General features: G+C 33.6%; 13 protein-coding genes. 5 read left to right on the top strand and 8 right to left on the bottom strand.

The features are described 5' to 3' along the window. Positions 1–533: 533 nt before the first annotated feature. The 3 genes from FNW38_RS09470 to FNW38_RS09480 all read right to left on the bottom strand — a co-directional run bounded on the left by FNW38_RS09470 (position 534) and on the right by FNW38_RS09480 (position 4633). A complete protein-coding gene (locus tag FNW38_RS09470; protein WP_143387796.1) occupies positions 534–1043 on the bottom strand; it encodes a GNAT family N-acetyltransferase in 510 nt (169 codons plus the stop codon). A gap of 116 nt (positions 1044–1159) precedes the next feature. Then, positions 1160–3673, bottom strand: a complete 2514-nt coding sequence (locus FNW38_RS09475; RefSeq protein WP_143387797.1) for an FAD-binding protein — start codon at positions 3671–3673, stop codon at positions 1160–1162. A gap of 18 nt (positions 3674–3691) precedes the next feature. Further along, on the bottom strand, positions 3692–4633 hold the full coding sequence (locus FNW38_RS09480) for a class I SAM-dependent methyltransferase (protein ID WP_143387798.1): 942 nt from the start codon (positions 4631–4633) through the stop codon (positions 3692–3694). A gap of 378 nt (positions 4634–5011) precedes the next feature. Here FNW38_RS09480 and FNW38_RS09485 point away from each other — a divergent pair, with 378 nt between their 5' ends. Next, complete coding sequence (locus FNW38_RS09485) at positions 5012–5551, top strand: lipid-binding SYLF domain-containing protein (RefSeq protein WP_143387799.1); 540 nt, start codon at positions 5012–5014, stop codon at positions 5549–5551. Between the two features lie 289 nt (positions 5552–5840). Here FNW38_RS09485 and FNW38_RS09490 read toward each other — a convergent pair whose 3' ends face one another. Then, complete coding sequence (locus FNW38_RS09490) at positions 5841–6497, bottom strand: ankyrin repeat domain-containing protein (RefSeq protein WP_185963121.1); 657 nt, start codon at positions 6495–6497, stop codon at positions 5841–5843. A gap of 519 nt (positions 6498–7016) precedes the next feature. Between FNW38_RS09490 and FNW38_RS09495 the strand changes: the two genes are divergently transcribed. Further along, a complete protein-coding gene (locus tag FNW38_RS09495; RefSeq protein ID WP_143387801.1) occupies positions 7017–8306 on the top strand; it encodes an ATP-binding protein in 1290 nt (429 codons plus the stop codon). A gap of 232 nt (positions 8307–8538) precedes the next feature. Here FNW38_RS09495 and thrC read toward each other — a convergent pair whose 3' ends face one another. The 3 genes from thrC to thrA form a co-directional block, all read right to left on the bottom strand. Next, positions 8539–9828, bottom strand: coding sequence for a threonine synthase (gene thrC / locus FNW38_RS09500; protein WP_143387802.1), 1290 nt, complete (start codon positions 9826–9828; stop codon positions 8539–8541). A gap of 40 nt (positions 9829–9868) precedes the next feature. Next, complete coding sequence (locus FNW38_RS09505) at positions 9869–10792, bottom strand: homoserine kinase (RefSeq protein WP_143387803.1); 924 nt, start codon at positions 10790–10792, stop codon at positions 9869–9871. A 91-nt stretch (positions 10793–10883) separates the two neighbouring features. After that, positions 10884–13331 carry a bifunctional aspartate kinase/homoserine dehydrogenase I gene (gene thrA, locus FNW38_RS09510; protein WP_143387804.1) on the bottom strand — a complete coding sequence of 816 codons (2448 nt, stop codon included), beginning with the start codon at positions 13329–13331 and terminating at the stop codon, positions 10884–10886. Between the two features lie 646 nt (positions 13332–13977). On the opposite strand from thrA, the gene hutH reads away from it, so the two are divergent. From hutH to FNW38_RS09525, 3 genes are read left to right on the top strand one after another with little or no spacing between them, the layout of a single operon-like run. Then, positions 13978–15492: a histidine ammonia-lyase gene (gene hutH, locus FNW38_RS09515; RefSeq protein ID WP_143387805.1), complete on the top strand. Its 1515-nt coding sequence runs from the start codon at positions 13978–13980 to the stop codon at positions 15490–15492. A gap of 49 nt (positions 15493–15541) precedes the next feature. After that, complete coding sequence (locus FNW38_RS09520; RefSeq protein ID WP_143387806.1) at positions 15542–16186, top strand: DUF47 domain-containing protein; 645 nt, start codon at positions 15542–15544, stop codon at positions 16184–16186. A 31-nt stretch (positions 16187–16217) separates the two neighbouring features. Continuing rightward, positions 16218–17501, top strand: a complete 1284-nt coding sequence (locus tag FNW38_RS09525) for an inorganic phosphate transporter (protein ID WP_144064842.1) — start codon at positions 16218–16220, stop codon at positions 17499–17501. A 102-nt stretch (positions 17502–17603) separates the two neighbouring features. Here FNW38_RS09525 and FNW38_RS09530 read toward each other — a convergent pair whose 3' ends face one another. Then, positions 17604–17885, bottom strand: coding sequence for a GNAT family N-acetyltransferase (locus FNW38_RS09530; RefSeq protein ID WP_143387808.1), 282 nt, complete (start codon positions 17883–17885; stop codon positions 17604–17606). Positions 17886–17889 lie beyond the last annotated feature (4 nt).

Raw genomic sequence — 17889 nt, forward strand, 5'->3', positions numbered from 1 at the left:
TGGTAAAAAACATCCCGTACTATAATCCAGAAAATTATTTATATTTAGATGAAAAAAGAAAACTAGGAATTGTAAAAAGAATTAGAAAACAAGTTTCTAAATTCAATCTAAAGTCAGAAGATTTAGATTTTTCAACTACTTGATTTTAAGTATAAACAAAAACGTTAGTTAGAATTAGTTCTTGATGATGATTTTCGTCAGTTCGAGTGATTTTCGACAGAAAATTATATCGAGAACTAGAAAATTAGTATTAAAAATGGTTCTCGATACATTTTTTGTTCCGTTTTACTCCACAAAAAACACTCGAACTGACGTTTTTAATAATTGCACCCAACAGGTTATGTTCAATTTGTAAGTAATTATGGATAGATTACTTCATTGATAACAGACGTTTTATTTAAACATCAATCGTAATATTAAAGATTTGCAGGAATCTGCAATCAAGAATCGTTAATCTTCATTCAAAAATCTCTTGTCTTAATGATATTAACTTGAATTTACAGAGAATTCATGATTAACCGAGCAAATAAAAACTATCCAATCCTTTTCTCCAATACAATAAATTCCAAAGACTGTTCTGAGATTGGAATATGAACGTCGCTTGCCGGGAAAGGTTCTCTTGCTCCCGTATCTGCATAACCGTTGCGTTTGTACCATGAAATCAATTCCTCCCGAACAGATATCACGGTCATTGCAATTTTGGGCAAGCCTAATGCCAAAGCATGAATTTCACCCTGTTTTAATAATTTTTTTCCAACACCACTGTTTTGCAACTCAGGCGAAACCGTTAGCATTCCTAAATACAATTGTTGCTCTTTTTCAATCAACAATACACAACCTATAATCTGTTCATTCTCCGTAAATTTTAGAATGGTATTTTTAGTATTCTGAATGGTTTCAGTCAGTTCCTGTTCAGTGGTTCGGAGTCCTTCTAATAAGTTGGCTTCAGTGGTCCATCCTTTTTTAGAAGATTCCCCGCGATAAGCTGAATTGATTAATCTACTTAATGCAGAAACGTCTTCTATTGTTGCTTTTGTGATCATGCGTAATATATTTCTTAGGATATTGTTTTGTATTTCTCAAAGGTAGAAAAAAGGATTACAAAATGGTTTTTTCCTGCTATTCAACCGAGAGAGATTATAAAATTCAAGTGATTGGGTTAATAATCATAAACATGTTCAATCGTAGTATTTTTATTTATTGCATTTTTAATAAAAGGCAATAGTTTGTCAACTGGTAAAAAGTAAATGTTTCTTTTTAAGTTGTCATTAGTTACTATTCTTGATTTGTACAATAACGTACTATTTTTAGAATTTATTTCTTGAGAGTTATTCATAATTACAGAAACTGCAATTTCATCATTTCCAGAAATTTCATAAATTTTCACATTTTGATTCGAAAGCTTAATTATTTCATTTGTAAATGCTTCCCATCGAGTAACAGCAATTATCATTTTGTTACCATCTTTTTTGATGATTTTTAAGTTTTTATTTTCTTTAACGGAATCAAGATTAGAAACAATTAAATAAATAGAATTAGCTGGAGTTTCGTATGTTGAGTTTGCAGCCCATTGAATGAGTTGCGAATAAAAAGCTTTGAATGAAAACTCGAATGTAAAAAACAATGTTCTTTCCCATTTTCTAATCACACTACAATTTGATTTTTCTGAAGTATTCCAAACTTTTTTAATCCACGGTAAAAACTTAAATTCATACCATGCAGTTTGATAAATAAAGTCACTGTACGCTCTTTGAGCTTCAATTATGATTTCTTCTTTTTTAGACGTTTTTTCTTCCGAAAATAGAGCGAACAATCTCCCCATTGTATTTTCATAAATGATTTTCGCTCCATATTCCATGGTCATACTAACACCAATGACTTGTAGCATCGTCTTATATTCACTGTTTTCAGGATATGCTTTTGAGGTCAATGTTGTGGAACGGTCGTAAAGGGTCCAATATTCATCTATAGATTTATAGAATGGAAAGTCAGAAGGGTTTTTACCACTTTCAAGATAATCAGAATACTCTTTTGGATTAAAGACTAAATACCATTCCGGAATTGTAAGAATCGTTTGTTCTTCGGCTCTGAAGTATTCGTTTTTGTTATTTTTTTCTTGAGACAGCTTATTTTTTGCATAAGGATTATACTTGTCCAGTAACTTGTTTGTAAATCTTTGATTAGGATCTAGTCTGTTTTTTAATCCGAAGTATTTAATGCTATTTGGATACCCTTTTTGAAACTGCTCAATAGTTGCGTGAGGTTGATAGGGTAGGTACCAAGCTCCATTTTCGCTTAAAATAGCATCAGTCATTTCAAGTGTCCATTTGTTTACTCTGTCTTTTGCCTCTTGATTTGTCTTTTGTTTATAATAGATTACAAAAGCAAACACCTCTTTATTTGCCCAAGAAAGATAACTTTCGTTATCTGGTAAAGCGTGTCTCAATGAAACATTGATCACATTAACATCATATTTTTGAAATATGATTTTCATTTTCGGAATAAATGACTTTATATTTTCTACAGGAATAAAGTATTCTTGTAGAACATATGTTTCTTTATCTCTAGAGGAAGGTTCTAATTCTTTTACATCATAACTAGCCTCTTTGTTTCTCCATCGCACTATTTTAGGAAAATAAACCAATGGATCTATTATGTTTTTTCGTATCCATTTTCCAGAATTGCCCCAAGAAACAAGCTTTGATAATTTTGATTCAAGCCAATAATTTTCATCGTCTGATAGTAATCGCTCTTCATCTGTTAATGGTTTTGTTGTTTTTGACCATGAAACACTCATTATTTTATCATAGTTTGGTGGATACAAATCACCATTTTGGAAAACGATATCTTTATTTCTAATGTTTTTATCAAAATAAGGTTTGTAGTCTTCAACGTTCATCTCTTGGTTATGTCTTTCTACTTTTACATTGTCAACTAATTGTAAAGTAGCTTCAACGATGACTCCAATTCCGCCATATCCACCAATAGCAGTATCAAAAATGGCTTGATTTATTTTTCGATTGGCTATTATTATAGCACCTGTTGCAGTAACTATTTTTAATTCTAAAACAGATGAAATGATTGGGCCATGACCAATGTATCTGCCATGGCAATTTACAGATATAGCTCCTCCTACAGTGAAATTAGAATAGGTTTGCATTATTTTTATGGATAAATCCAAAGGGTCTATTTTCTTTTGAATATCTCTCCATCTAATTCCTGCTTGTACTGTAATTTGTTTTTTAGTTTTATCAATATTGATGATTTTATTAAAAGACCTCATATCAATATGCAAACTATTTTCAAAAGCAGTTTGCCCTCCCATACTGTATTTACCTCCACCTATAGAAATTGGTCCAGTTGTACTTTTTATGGCATAAACAATTTCATTTACCGTTTTTGGTTTAATGATTTTATTAACCTGAATAGGATTTATTTGAGTAATATCATTTAGGGTCTTATTGTCAAGAGCCTTATTAAATGTAGGATCGCCCGAAAATTTTATTAATAAGAAAGTGTATATAGCAAATGCAATTAGACTATAGAAAGGGATTGATATAATTTTTTTGCTATTAATAAATCGAATCAATTTCCTAATTCCAGAGTAAATAAATTTTATAGTTTGTATAAAATAGGTAAAAAGTAATTGAATTAAAGTAAAAATTTTTTTCATAAAAGCGTAGTGCAGTGATTAGATTTTTGTGAATATCATTAAGGCATTTTTGGTAGGATCTCCTTTTTGATACAGTGTTTTTTTATTAAACTTAAATCCAATTGTTTCAACAAATTTGCAAATAAAGTCCAGCGAGTAAAAGTTTCTAATTTCTTTGCTATTATATTCCCAGGATTCATTTACCCCCATATTAAAGACATCGTGAGCAAGAGCAACTAAAACTTTTTGATCTTCGGTATCACAATTATGGTCTCTTAATATGAGTTTTCCGCCAACCCTCATGGTATCTCTGATCGAAGAGATGTAAGGAACTCGTAAATCCAATGGGCAATGGTGGAAGCCTATGTATATGGTTACAAGATCTAAGCTATTAGCGGGTATGTGATCGGAAAATTTGGTTTTGTAATTAGTAAATTGGATATATTCGGCTCCTACAGCAATTTGTCCGCGCTCAACCATTTCTGTAAAGGAGTATTTTGGTTTTCTGCCATCAGCATAATATCTTTTCCCTTTAATAGAGACACTTTCTTCAAGATAATCTAAATATCTTCCAGAAGAACCTACTTCTAAATAGCCATTATAAGTACTGCCTTCTCCAAGTAAGGAAACTGTTTCTTTGGACATTTCATTTTTTTGATGCATCAAAGCGGGAAGTTGATATCGAATACTTGATAAAATAGGAGAGATGTCTTCTAACTTTGATTGGGTAGTAGTATAAATTTCTTTATCCGTATTTTTTAAAATGGTATTGTCATAAATTAACTTATGGAATTGTTTTTCAGGATATAAATTGAATACATTTTTAAGAAATAAAAAAAACTCATTCTTGAGTTTGATGTTGGTATAAATATATTTGAAATTACTTCTAACTACTGAATTTGAATCGAATATGTTGTTGGAAAACAACTGTGTAGATGTGATAAAAAGTAGTGTTGTTTTAATAAAATTCCGTCTCTTCATAGTTTGATCAATAATATAATAATCGATTTCTTGTTAAAATGTAAATATAGGACTTAATTCAAAAATTATACATTATTTTATTTGAATTACCTCAAAAAAATCCAATTCGGTATAGTTAAGGTTATAAAATTTACGAGGATAATTGTTTTAGTACTGTCTAACCGAAAGAAATTATTGATATCCGAGCGATTGGGATTGCAAGCATATTGGAAATTAAAAAAAGGAGTAAATCACTTCTTTTTTTGAAAATATAAATCACGTTATAAATTAATAATGAAATAATGCATAGTACTGATAATCAGTTCTATTTATTATTAAATAAGGGATTTGTGTTACCTTTGAATAAAGAAAATTTACAACAATTTAATAGCTATAATTATGAAAAATTTAAATATTATTTGGGTAGTAGTGATGGCTTGTGTACTAAACATAACACCTATATTGGGACAATCGACCGCTAGAAAGAATAAAATTATTGCTGACAGCCATACAGCAAAGGCGGAGTTCATTAAAAGTGATCCTCTTATGAAAGCACTTTTTGAAAAAGCGTCCGGCTATGTCATCTTTCCCAATGTAGGCAAAGCAGGACTCGGCATTGGAGGAGCAGCTGGTAACGGGGTTGTCTATGAACATAATACGATGGTAGGTATGGCAAAGTTGTCACAATTAAGTATAGGATTTCAGGCAGGCGGACAAGCGTATCGTGAAGTAATATTTTTTGAGACAAAAAAGGAATTGGAACGATTTAAACAGAGCCGATTCGAGTTTTCCGCACAAGCCTCAGCAGTGGCTGTAACAGCTGGTGCCTCAGCAAATGTAAAGTATACTAATGGCGTTATGGTGTTCACCATGCAGAAAGGAGGACTCATGTACGAGGCTTCGATTGGTGGACAGAAGTTTAAGTTTAATAAATTGTAACACTCTTTTTATAAATGTAAGTTTATTTGTCATTCCGACGAAGGAGGAATCTCTGTTTGTTGCTCACGTTTGTTGAGATTTCTCCTTCGTCGGAATGACAAAATCATGGAGATTATTCCTTAATCTTAATGACTTTGCGCTGGCACTAGCGGAGGTCTCATTGTTGTGGGCACGGAAAAGATTTCCGCGCTATCGAACCGAGAGAAATTGTATATATCCGAGCGATCGGGTCGATGCACAGCGAAGAAGAGTTGCGAGATTGTCAGCCGATAAAATGTATTTCCGTTCGTTAGTGTCCACCGTGTTTAATTATTAATTCTGCTGTTTCTTTAAAATTCTTTTCATTTGCCATAAACAAAGGTGTCTGTCCGTTACCCATCTTTGAATTAATGTCTGCACCATTGTCTATGAGAAGTTTTGAAATTTTTGTCTGTCCGTTATGAGCGGCTGAATGTAATGGAGTAACGTCTTGCATCTGTCTTGCATTTACATCTGCACCGTGTTTTATTAAGAGTTCTGCAATGTCGAAGTGAGAAATTGCACAGGCAGAGTGAATTGGTGCAACTTTAAATTGGTTATTCGATGCAATATTCGGGTTTGCACCTTTGTCGAGAAGTAGTTTTACAAGAGATAAATGTCCAAAGAATGAAGCAAGTCCTAAAGCGGTAAACCCGTCAGAGGAAAATGAATTTAAAAGTTCAGGATTTTTGTCCAATAATTGGCTGACTGTTTCAGTGTCCCCAATACTGACAGCTTCAAAAATGTCAAGTTTTTGTTTGTGCTTTTTTAGAATGTCAACAGCGAAATTGTTTCTGCAATAAGCAGCAAATTGTAAAAGAGAAATTCCCTGTTCTGTTTTGATGTCCGCAAGTGAACGATTGTCATTTAACTTCTTTTCCAAGAGGTCGTTTTTACCTGTCTTTATAAGTTCAATAATCTCTTCCATATTCATTGTATTTATTTTGTTTGTAATAATTTCTTGTCCTAATGCGTAGTGGTCGTCCTACAATGACGCCCAACTTATATATACTCGCTATAAAATAGCGCATATCTGCCTATATTGGGTGGCTTTGCGCTATAATTTGTTTTTTTATGCTCAACAAACTTAATGATTTTACCTACAGAAAACTAATCTAACAATAAAAATAATCTGACTAATTCCCATAAAAAAAACCGACTGAAAATCACTTCTCAGTCGTCTTTATATTTTAGTGTGCATTTTTAAATACTACGCCAAAAACGCTTTCAATTCCTCGTACGTTTTAATCTTTACGCTCACTTTTTCCTTTCCTAAAACACTTTCAATTTGTGTTGGAATAGGCAGTTTTACGTCTCTATAATTTTTTTATTCCTCCATAAAAATGTGATATATTACATTTATTCATTTGAAAAAGTGTGAAATAGTACACTTTTTCAAATGAATAAATGTATATTTGCAGTGTGTTTATATTTTAAATATTTGATTATGAATAGATTATTGTTAAATGAGTTGGTTGTCTGGAAAAATTCCAAAAACAGAAAACCATTAATTATTCAAGGCGCAAGACAAGTAGGAAAAACATGGTTGATGAAAGAATTTGGAAAGCGGGAATTTGAACAAGTGGTGTACCTCAATTTTGAAAGCAGCAGCCGATTAAGCCATTTGTTTTCTGTCGATTTTAATATAGAAAGAATTATAGCAATTCTAGAAATAGAAACCAATCAGAAAATTATTCCCGAAACCACTTTGCTTATTTTTGATGAAATTCAAGAAGTAGAAAAAGGATTGACTGCCTTAAAATATTTTCAAGAGCAAGCACCGCAGTATTATATAGTTGCTGCGGGTTCGTTACTTGGTATTTCGTTGCAAAAAAATAATTCTTTTCCAGTTGGGAAAGTTGATTTCATGAAATTGTACCCATTGAGTTTTATGGAATTTCTAGAAAACAGCGGGGAACAACGATTGGCAGAACAAATGGAAAATAAAAATTGGGATGTGATTAGTTCCTTTCATGAAAAGTTGACGGATGAATTGCGCTTGTATTATTTCATTGGAGGAATGCCCGAAGTTGTTGCAAACTATTTGGAAAACAAAAATTTAGAAACCGTAAGAACATTACAACAAAAAATAGTTATTGGATATGAAAATGATTTTGCCAAATATGCACCCAATGAAATTGTTCCAAAAATAAAACTCGTATGGAATTCCTTGATTAGCCAATTAGCAAAAGAAAACAGGAAATTCATTTACGGACAAATCAAAAAAGGAACAAGAGCAAAAGATTTTGAAATGGCTATTAACTGGCTAGTGGACGCCGGTTTGGTTTTAAAAGTAAACCGAATTGAAAAGCCCATAATGCCATTGAATGCGTATGCTGATTTTGATGCTTTTAAATTGTTTTTGGTGGATATTGGTTTGTTAAATGCCATTGGAAATTTGGATAAAAAAATACTATTGGAAAAAAACTCCATTTTAACGGAATATAAAGGGGCGTTAACGGAGCAATATGTTTGTCAGCAATTAAAGATTAAAACCGACATTTATTATTGGGTTGCCCCAAATGCAACAGCCGAAATAGATTTTGTGTTGCAAGATCAAAACGAAATTATACCCGTAGAAGTAAAAGCGGAAGAAAATTTAAAGTCAAAAAGTTTAAAAGTTTTTGTAGATAAATTTGAAAATAAAAACGCCATAAGAACTTCTATGAGCAAATTCCGAACAGAAAATTGGTTGACAAACGTTCCTTTATATGCAATTGATGGAATTGTTAGTTAGTGTTTATTCTTAGTTATTGCGAATATTGGAAAAACATTTTTGAGTTTGGGGTAGTGAAATCAAGTTATTCCTTCGAAAAAGTGCAGTTATATCACTTTAGTATAAAATTTAATAAAATAGAAAATTGACATTTCGACGAAGGAGAAATCACATAGCGAGCAATTTATGTGATTTCTCCTTCGTCGAAATGACAAAATAGTAAGAATGTTTCCCAGTAAATTTAAAGCCTATTTTATGCCAAAAACGCTTTCAATTCCTCGTAGGTTTTAATTTTCACGCTCACTTTATCCTTTCCTAATACGCTTTCAATTTGTGTAGGAATAGGCAGTTTTACGTTTAATGTTGGTTCTACCGTGTCCAAAAACTTTATCGGATGGGCAGTTTCCAAGAAAATACCAATCGCATTTGGGTGGTTTTGTAATTCTTTTTTCAATCCGAGGTAACCAACTGCGCCGTGAGGTTCTGCAATGTAACCGTCTGCATTATAAATGGTTTTCATCGCTGCAATGGTTTCTTCATCACTGAAAGTAAAAGAAGAAAAATCTTTTTTGAATTGCTCCAAATCATTGTGGTACATTTCCTGAATTCTTATAAAATTACTTGGATTCCCCACATCCATCGCATTCGAAATCGTCGCGATAGAAGGCTTTGGATCGTAAACTCCGTTTTCTAAAAATCGTGGAACCGTATCATTCACATTCGTAGCCGCCACAAAATGTTCAACAGGCAAGCCCATTTTTTTGGCAATGATACCCGCGCAAATATTTCCGAAATTCCCGCTTGGGCAAGAGAAAACCAATGGTTTATTTTGTTTTTTTAATGCTTTGTACGCAAAGAAGAAATAAAACATCTGTGGCAACCAGCGCGCAATATTAATCGAATTCGCCGAAGTCAGATTTTTATGTTTTAGACTTTCATCCAAGAATGCTTTTTTCACCATATCCTGACAATCATCAAAAACACCATCCACTTCAAGCGCTTTAATATTCTGTCCCAAAGTGGTCAATTGTCGTTCCTGAATATCGCTCACTTTTCCGGATGGATACAGGATAATCACTTCCACACCGGTTACGCCAAGGAAACCACTGGCTACAGCACCACCGGTATCACCGGAAGTCGCTACAAGAACGGTGTTTTTACTGTCTTTGTTGTCTTTATTGAAGTAACCCAAACAACGTGACATGAAACGTGCGCCAACGTCTTTGAAAGCCATCGTTGGACCATGAAACAATTCAAGTGAATAAATGCCTTTTTCCACTTCAACCACTGGGAAATCAAAACACAAAGTTTCGGCAATGATTTGTTTTAAAGTAGCTTCCGGGATTTCGTCTCCCACAAATTGTTGAATCGCTTCAAAAGCAATTTCCTCGTTGCTTAAATTTTCGATAGTTTCAAAAAAAGCGGGAGCTAAAGGGCTAATTGTTTCCGGAAAATACAATCCTTTATCTGTTGCTAATCCTTGTATTACGGCTTCTTGAAAAGAAACTTTGGGTGCGTTATGGTTTAAACTGTAATATTTCATTTTTTTGTCATTGCGAGGCACGAAGCAATCTCCTTTATTATTAACTAATTATTTTAATCCCTTCATCATTCACTTTTGAAACGTGAATTTCATACGGTAAATTCATTTCATCGTATACGGCGCTCATGGCTTTGGCGATTTTATCAGCGGTTTCCTTTCCTTTGCTTAAAGCAAAAATAGAAGGACCTGAACCTGATATTCCTGAACCTAAAGCTCCGTTTTCGTAAGCTGTTTTTTTGATTAAATCGAAACCAGGAATCAAGACACTTCGCAACGGTTCCACGATTTCATCATGTAACGAACGTCCGATTAAATCGTAATCTTTGGTGTATAATCCAGCTACTAATCCGCCCACATTTCCCCATTGCGTAATAGCACTTTTCAAGGAAACGGTTTGTTTTAATACGGAACGCGCATCAGATGTTTTCAACTCAATTTGAGGATGAACCACAGTGGCGTACAATTCGGAAGGACTTTCTATTTTGATAATATCTAAAGGATTCGAACTTCTTACCAACGTAAAGCCACCCAAAAGGGCAGGAGCAACGTTATCGGCATGGGCATTTCCACTGGCTAATTTTTCGCCTTGCATAGCGAATAAAACCAATTCTTTTCGCGTAAACGGACGTCCCAATAATTCATTGATGCCAAAAACAGCACCGGCTGAACTTGCGGCACTACTGCCAATTCCGCTTCCGGCTTTGATGTGTTTGTAGATTTCGATCTCAAATCCAAATTCCGTTTCAATGGCTTCCAACATCGCCAAAGCAGATACTCCAGCAACATTTTTTTCGGTTTCCAAAGGCAAATCGGCACCCACAATTTTAGTGATACGAATCCCTTTTATGTCTGATTTTCTAATAATCATTTCGTCACCCGCAGTTTCTAAACACAGTCCAAGGACATCAAATCCACAGGATAGATTGGCGATTGTGGCGGGGCAAAATATTTTTATTTCATTCATAGTTTTTATTTTTTTTGCCACTAAGGCACAAAGACACACTGTTTTTTATCCATTTTCAAACTGAAAACTGCGACTGAACACTGACCACTAATTAAACGTTTCCAATTCTGATTACATCAGCAAATATACCTGAAGCGGTAACTGCAGCTCCGGCACCGGCACCTTTTATCAATAGCGGTTGGTCTACATAACGATCAGTGAAAAACAATACGATATTGTCTTTTCCTTCCAGATTGTAAAAAGGATGGTCTTTAGGAATGAATCGCAACCCAACATTTGCTTTTCCGTTTTCGAATTGCGCTACATATTTCAAACGGGATTCTTTGCTCAACGCTTCCTTATAAATAGCTTCAAAATGAGAGGCGTGTTTCAGTAAAGATTCAAAAAACGCTTCATTTGATGTAGTATCTAAAGATTCAGCAGGCATGAAAGATTCGTTGACAATCTCGTCAATTTCCATTTTATAACCACTTTCTCTGATCAGGATTAATATCTTTCTGGCAACGTCAATTCCGCTTAAGTCAATCTTAGGATCCGGTTCTGTGAATCCTTGTACGCCAGCTTCTTTAACGACATCATGAAAAGTATTGTTTTCATCAAAATTATTAAAGATAAAGTTCAAACTTCCTGATAAAACAGCTTGGATTTTATTCACTTTATCACCTGAGGCAATCAGGTTCTTTACGGTATCAATAATCGGTAATCCAGCTCCAACGTTGGTTTCAAATAGAAAAGGGGCGTTGAATTGTCTGGATAGTTTTTTTAGTTTTTTATAATTGTCGTACTCAGAAGCACAGGCAATTTTATTACAAGTTACTACGGCAACATTTTGTCTAAGGTATTCTTCGTACGTTTTAGATACACTTTCATTTGCAGTAATATCAACAAAAATGCTGTTGCGTAAATTGAGTGCTTTTACATTCGAAATGAACTTTTCTTTGTCGGCAGGTTCCCCGGTTTCCAATAAAAATTGCCATTCTTTTAGAGAGATTCCATCCTCATCAAAATACATTTTTCGTGAATTTGACAAAGCGATAACGCGCAGGTTTATTTTCAGATTGTCTTTTAGGAATTTCTTTTGTTGGTGAATTTGTTCGATGAATTTCTCCCCCACATTTCCAACGCCCATTACAAACAGGTTTAATTGTTTGGTGTTTTCTTCAAAAAAGTTTTCGTGTAATGTATTCAATGCTTTCTTAACATCTCTTTCGTTGATAACCGCCGAAATATTTCTTTCGGAAGCACCTTGAGCAATCGCTCGGATGTTTACGTTATTTTTCCCCAAAGTGCTAAACATTCTTCCGCTCAAACCTTGGTGATTTTTCATGTTTTCGCCAACCAAAGCAATGATGCACAGGTTTTTTTCAACGATACAGGGATCAATTTTGTTTTGTAAAATCTCAATTTCAAAAGCTTTATTGATGGCTTCTTCAGCAATATCAGCATCCGAATTTAGAATTCCAATACAGATTGAATGCTCCGATGAAGCTTGAGTAATGAAAATTACATTGATGCTTTCATGCGATAGTACTTCAAAAAGTCTTTTAGACGAACCTGTAACACCAATCATTCCTGGTCCTTCAAGTGTAATCAAAGTAATATTATCGATATGGCTAATTCCTTTTACAGGATTAGTGTGAGCCATTTCTTGATTTGAAATATAAGTTCCTTCGGCTTCCGGTTCAAAAGTATTTTTGATATGAATTGGAATATTCTTTCTCAATACCGGTTGAATGGTTGGCGGATATAAAACTTTGGCACCAAAATGGGATAACTCCATCGCTTCCTGATAGGAAATGAAGGCGATAGGCTGTGCTTGTTTTACAATCTTCGGATTAGCAGTAAACATTCCGTTTACATCGGTCCAAATCTCCAAGTCAGATGCATTCACTGCTCCAGCGATAATTGCGGCAGTATAATCGGAACCACCACGACCTAAAGTAGTGTTGATACCATCAAGTGATGCGGCAATAAACCCGGGCATTACAACCACTTGATTCTCATTCGAAGCAAAAAAATCAGCAATTAATTGATTTGAAACTTCAAAATTTACGGTAGCTTTTCCGAAATGATTATCGGTTTTTATTAATTCGCGGCTGTCTTTATAGCTGCTGTTTTTTAGATTTTGTTTTAATGCTTCAGAAATGATGTAAGAAGACAATAATTCACCAAAACTTAAAATTGTATCGGAAGTTCTGGCTGATAATTCCCCCAAAAGAAAACAACCGTCCAGTAACGTTTCAAGATGATTTATAATTCTTTTTATATGGCTTAACAGACTGCTTTGCTCGCTTACAGGAATAAATTCTTTTAAGGCATCTAAATGTTTTTTCTCTATTTGGGCAAGAATATCTTTGAAGCTTTCATCTCCGGCAGCCGCTTTTTGGGAAGCAAGCTGAAGCATGTCAGTAACTTTACTAAAAGCAGAAACCACGACTACTAATTTTTCTTCTTTTGCTTTATTGATGACGATATCTAGAACTAGTTTTATATTTTGTGCATTGGCAACCGAAGTTCCGCCAAATTTTAATACTTTCATTGTATATGTTTTATTTTAAAAATGCAATGTTTTTTATACATCCAAAATCTTTCTCCCTTCAGGAAAAAGTATAATAATAGGATTATATGTAAAATGAATACCCCTAAGGGGTAGTTGTAGTTGTTGTAGTAAATGTAACAGAAATTGCAACCCAGTTTTGAGTTGTTATCGAAGATTGATATGTTGATCTGTTGTTTACCATTTTGATTCCCCAAAAGTACAGTTTTTTATAAAAACCAAAACATTAAATTCGGTTTTTGCGAATATTTTAAAAATTCAAGCGCATTTGGATTAAAAATAAATATTTTTTAATAAAATGGCTTTTTGTTGATGCTATTCTTGTAATTCTACAAATTTTACAATACTGTTAAGTTATTGTTGCACACTTTTTATTAAACTTTAATTCTAAATTAATCTCTATTTACATTTAATGAGTATTGTATTTCTTTAATTTTATGCCAATAAATTATTTCATATTAGAAATTTAACAGGTATTCTAAACTAGGGATTTAAATCAATAGCTATAGGTTAATTTGCATGAAATCTATTATTAAGGTTTTTTTAAACATGAAATTTAAATTATTATTAAAAAATGTTGCTTTTTAATATTGATTTATTCAATTTTGGTCACTTAAATACAAATGGGATGGAAAATACACATTATATAAGCACTGAAGTACTTTCGTTAGAAGTTTTAAACGAGATTATAGCGCATCATAAAACATTAGCATTATCTGATGAAGCAAAAATAAATATACAAAAATGCAGGGATTATTTGGATAAAAAAATGGCCACGCATTCAGCACCTATTTATGGAATTAATACAGGTTTTGGTTCGCTTTGTAATGTGAAAATTTCGAATGAAAATTTATCGAAATTACAAGAAAACCTAGTAAAATCTCATTCTTGCGGAACAGGTGATGAAGTTCCAAATGAAGTTGTTAAATTAATGTTGTTGCTCAAAATTCAATCGTTGAGTTATGGACATTCCGGAATTCAATTGCAAACAGTGGAGCGATTGATTGAATTTTATAATAATGATATTTTGCCTGTAATTTATACTCAAGGTTCACTTGGTGCTTCGGGCGATTTGGCTCCTTTGGCACATTTATCTTTACCTTTATTGGGAGAAGGCGATGTATATTTTGAAGGTAAAAAAGTACATTCCAGTGAAGTTTTGAAGCGTTTTAATTGGGAACCAATCGTTTTGCAATCTAAAGAAGGTTTGGCTTTATTGAACGGTACTCAATTTATGAGTGCTTATGGAGCTCATATCTTAATGAAAGCGAATAAGTTTTCTTATTTAGCTGATTTGATAGGAACTATTTCTCTTGAAGGATTTGATGGCAGGATTGAACCTTTTCATGAGTTGATTCATTTTATTCGTCCTCACAAAGGGCAAATTATTACGGCTAATCGTATAAAAGGTTTTCTTGAAGGAAGCGAAATCATTGAGCAAGAAAAAACGCATGTTCAGGATCCGTACTCTTTTAGATGTATGCCACAGGTTCACGGTGCATCAAAAGATGCTTTTGATTATGTGAAAAAAGTGTTCAAAACGGAAATCAATTCGGTGACGGATAATCCTAATATATTTATAGAAAGTGACCAAATCATTTCCGGAGGTAATTTTCATGGTCAACCATTAGCGTTGGCATTGGATTTTATGGCAATTGCTTTGGCGGAATTAGGAAGTATTTCTGAACGAAGAACCTATCAATTAATTTCAGGTTTGCGAAATCTTCCGGCATTTTTAGTAGATAATCCTGGATTGAATTCGGGTTTAATGATTCCACAATATACCGCTGCCAGTATTGCAAGTCAGAACAAGCAACTCGCAACACCTTCCAGTATTGATAGTATTGTGTCTAGTAACGGGCAGGAAGATCATGTGAGTATGGGGGCAAATGGCGCCACAAAAGCTTTACGTGTTATGGATAATCTGGAACGGATTTTAGCGATAGAATTGATGAATGCCTCACAAGCAATAGAATATAGAAGACCATTGCAATCCAGTGATTTCATTGAAATGTTTTTAAGTGCCTATCGCGAGGAAGTTCCTTTGGTAAAAGAAGATCGAATTTTGCATTATGACATTGAAAAAACAGTTTCTTTTCTGAACAGTTTTCAAATAGAAGACGATTTGTTATTAACAAATTAACATTTACAGAAAATAATAAATTATTTTTGCAATTCTAAAATCTAATAAAATGTCAATAAATAGTATTTTCCAATTTTTAGTTCCAAAAGACAAAAAATTCTTTCCTCTTTTTGAAGAAGCATCCAGTAATTTAATTGAATTGGCTTCAAACTTACATGAAGCAGTAAATCTTCCATTGAAAGAAAGAGAAGTTCTTTTTCAAAAAATAGATACATTGGAACAAAAAGGAGAAGACATTACACGTCAGACAAATCTTGAGTTAAGTAGAAATTTTATTACTCCTTTTGATAGAGAAGATATTCACTCTTTGATTACTTCAATAGACAATGTTGCTGATAATCTTCACGGTGCTGCCAGTAGAATGAGATTGTATCAGGTTGATAAGATTACAAAATCTATCAGAAAATTGACAGAAATAAATCTTGAAGCGTGTCAAAATATTGATGTTGCGGTAAAAGAGCTGAAAAGTTTTAAGAAAATCAAGAATATAACAGATGCTTGTGCAAGAATTAGCAAGTTGGAGAATAAATCCGATACTGTTTATAATAAAGCCGTATTCGAAATATTTGAAAATGAAACCGACGCAAAAAACATTATTAAATATAAAGAAGTATTGTCAGTTTTAGAATCGGCAACTGATAAATGTAAGAGTGTGGCAAGTGTTTTAGAATCAATCGCTGTAAAGCATTCTTAATTCAATCAGTTTTATTCTGAAATACTATTTTATGGAATTTACTTTACTAATAGTTATTATAGTTCTGGCTTTAATTTTTGATTACATCAATGGTTTTCATGATGCGGCAAATGCTATAGCTACAGTTGTTGCCACAAAAGTTTTGACGCCTTTTCAAGCGGTACTTTGGGCTGCTTTTTTTAATTTTTTGGCGTATTGGGTTTTTGGTTTTGGAGTTGCTGATACAGTTGCTAAAACCGCGAATACAATGGACATCAATTTGGTTGTAATTCTCGCTGGTATAATCGCTGCTATTTGTTGGAATTTGTTGACCTGGTGGCTTGGAATACCTTCGAGTTCTTCTCATACTTTAATTGGTGGATTTGCTGGAGCAGCAATTGCCCATGCTGGTTTTGAAGTTGTATCATGGTATAAGGGAGGGAAAGATGGCGGAATGCCTTCAGGTGTTTTAATAATTGTTGCTTTCATTATTTTGGCACCGTTATTAGGTGCTTTGATCTCCTATTTAATATCCATTTGGCTTTTAAGTTCTTCCAAAAAAAGTATTTATCCAAAACTATTTACGCTATCTCTTATAGCATTGACTATCAAGTTTGTTGAAAGTCAAATGCTACATTATGATCAGATTGAAAAACCTCGTTTCGATTCTCCTTTTTGGAGTGTTGTATTTGAGGCACATAATATCAAATGGTTTTTAGTAGCATTCATTGTTTTGTCTGTTAGTATTTTTTGTTTGATTTTTAGTAGTTTAAATCTCAGTCAGGCTACTGAATGGTTAAAAAAGATGCAATTATTATCCTCTGCGGCCTTTAGTTTAGGACATGGTGGAAATGATTCCCAAAAAGTAATGGGTATTATAGCCGCCGCAGTTGCGGTTTATATTCATACCAGTGGAGTTGCGCAGGAAAGTTTACCAAGCTGGTTAGACGTAGTACTTCCTAAAGAAGACGGAACGTTTAAAATGCCTGCATGGATTCCTTTAGCCTGTTATTCTGCTATTGCGGCTGGAACCTTAAGTGGAGGTTGGAAAATTGTAAAAACAATGGGTTCTAAAATTACAAAAGTAACTTCTTTTGAAGGTGTTGCTGCTGAAACAGCAGGAGCTTTAACCTTGTATTTTACAGAACATTTAAAAATTCCTGTAAGTACAACACATACTATTACTGGTTCTATAATTGGAGTTGGTTTAACGAAACGTGTTTCTGCAGTTCGTTGGGGTGTGACGGTGAGTTTAGTTTGGGCTTGGGTGCTAACTATTCCTATTTCGGCCATTTTAGCGGCATTGGTTTACTATTTCCTTAGTTTGTTTTTATAATTTTAGAGTTTAAAATTCATATAAAAAAACCATTCGTAGCGGCGAATGGTTTTTTTATGTCTTTGAAATATTCAATGGACGAATACTGAATGTTCAATTTTTTTAAAATAAAAGATCCTGTATTTCTTCCATTTTGTCGAATACGCTTTTAGCGAAAGGACATAATGGTAAAATTTTGAAATTATTTTTTCTTGCGTATTGGACTGCTTCCAGTACCATTTTTTTGCCCACACTTTGCCCTGCAAAATCAGAATTTACTTCGGTATGATCTATAATGAATTTATCAGTTCCTGCCCAAGTATAGGTCATTCTTCCTGCTTCTATTTCATTAGCAGCAGCTCTAAAACATCCTTTTTTAGTTTCGTTTATTTGTTCTATTATCATGATT

Source organism: Flavobacterium gawalongense (assembly GCF_007097265.1).
Taxonomy (GTDB): domain Bacteria; phylum Bacteroidota; class Bacteroidia; order Flavobacteriales; family Flavobacteriaceae; genus Flavobacterium; species Flavobacterium gawalongense.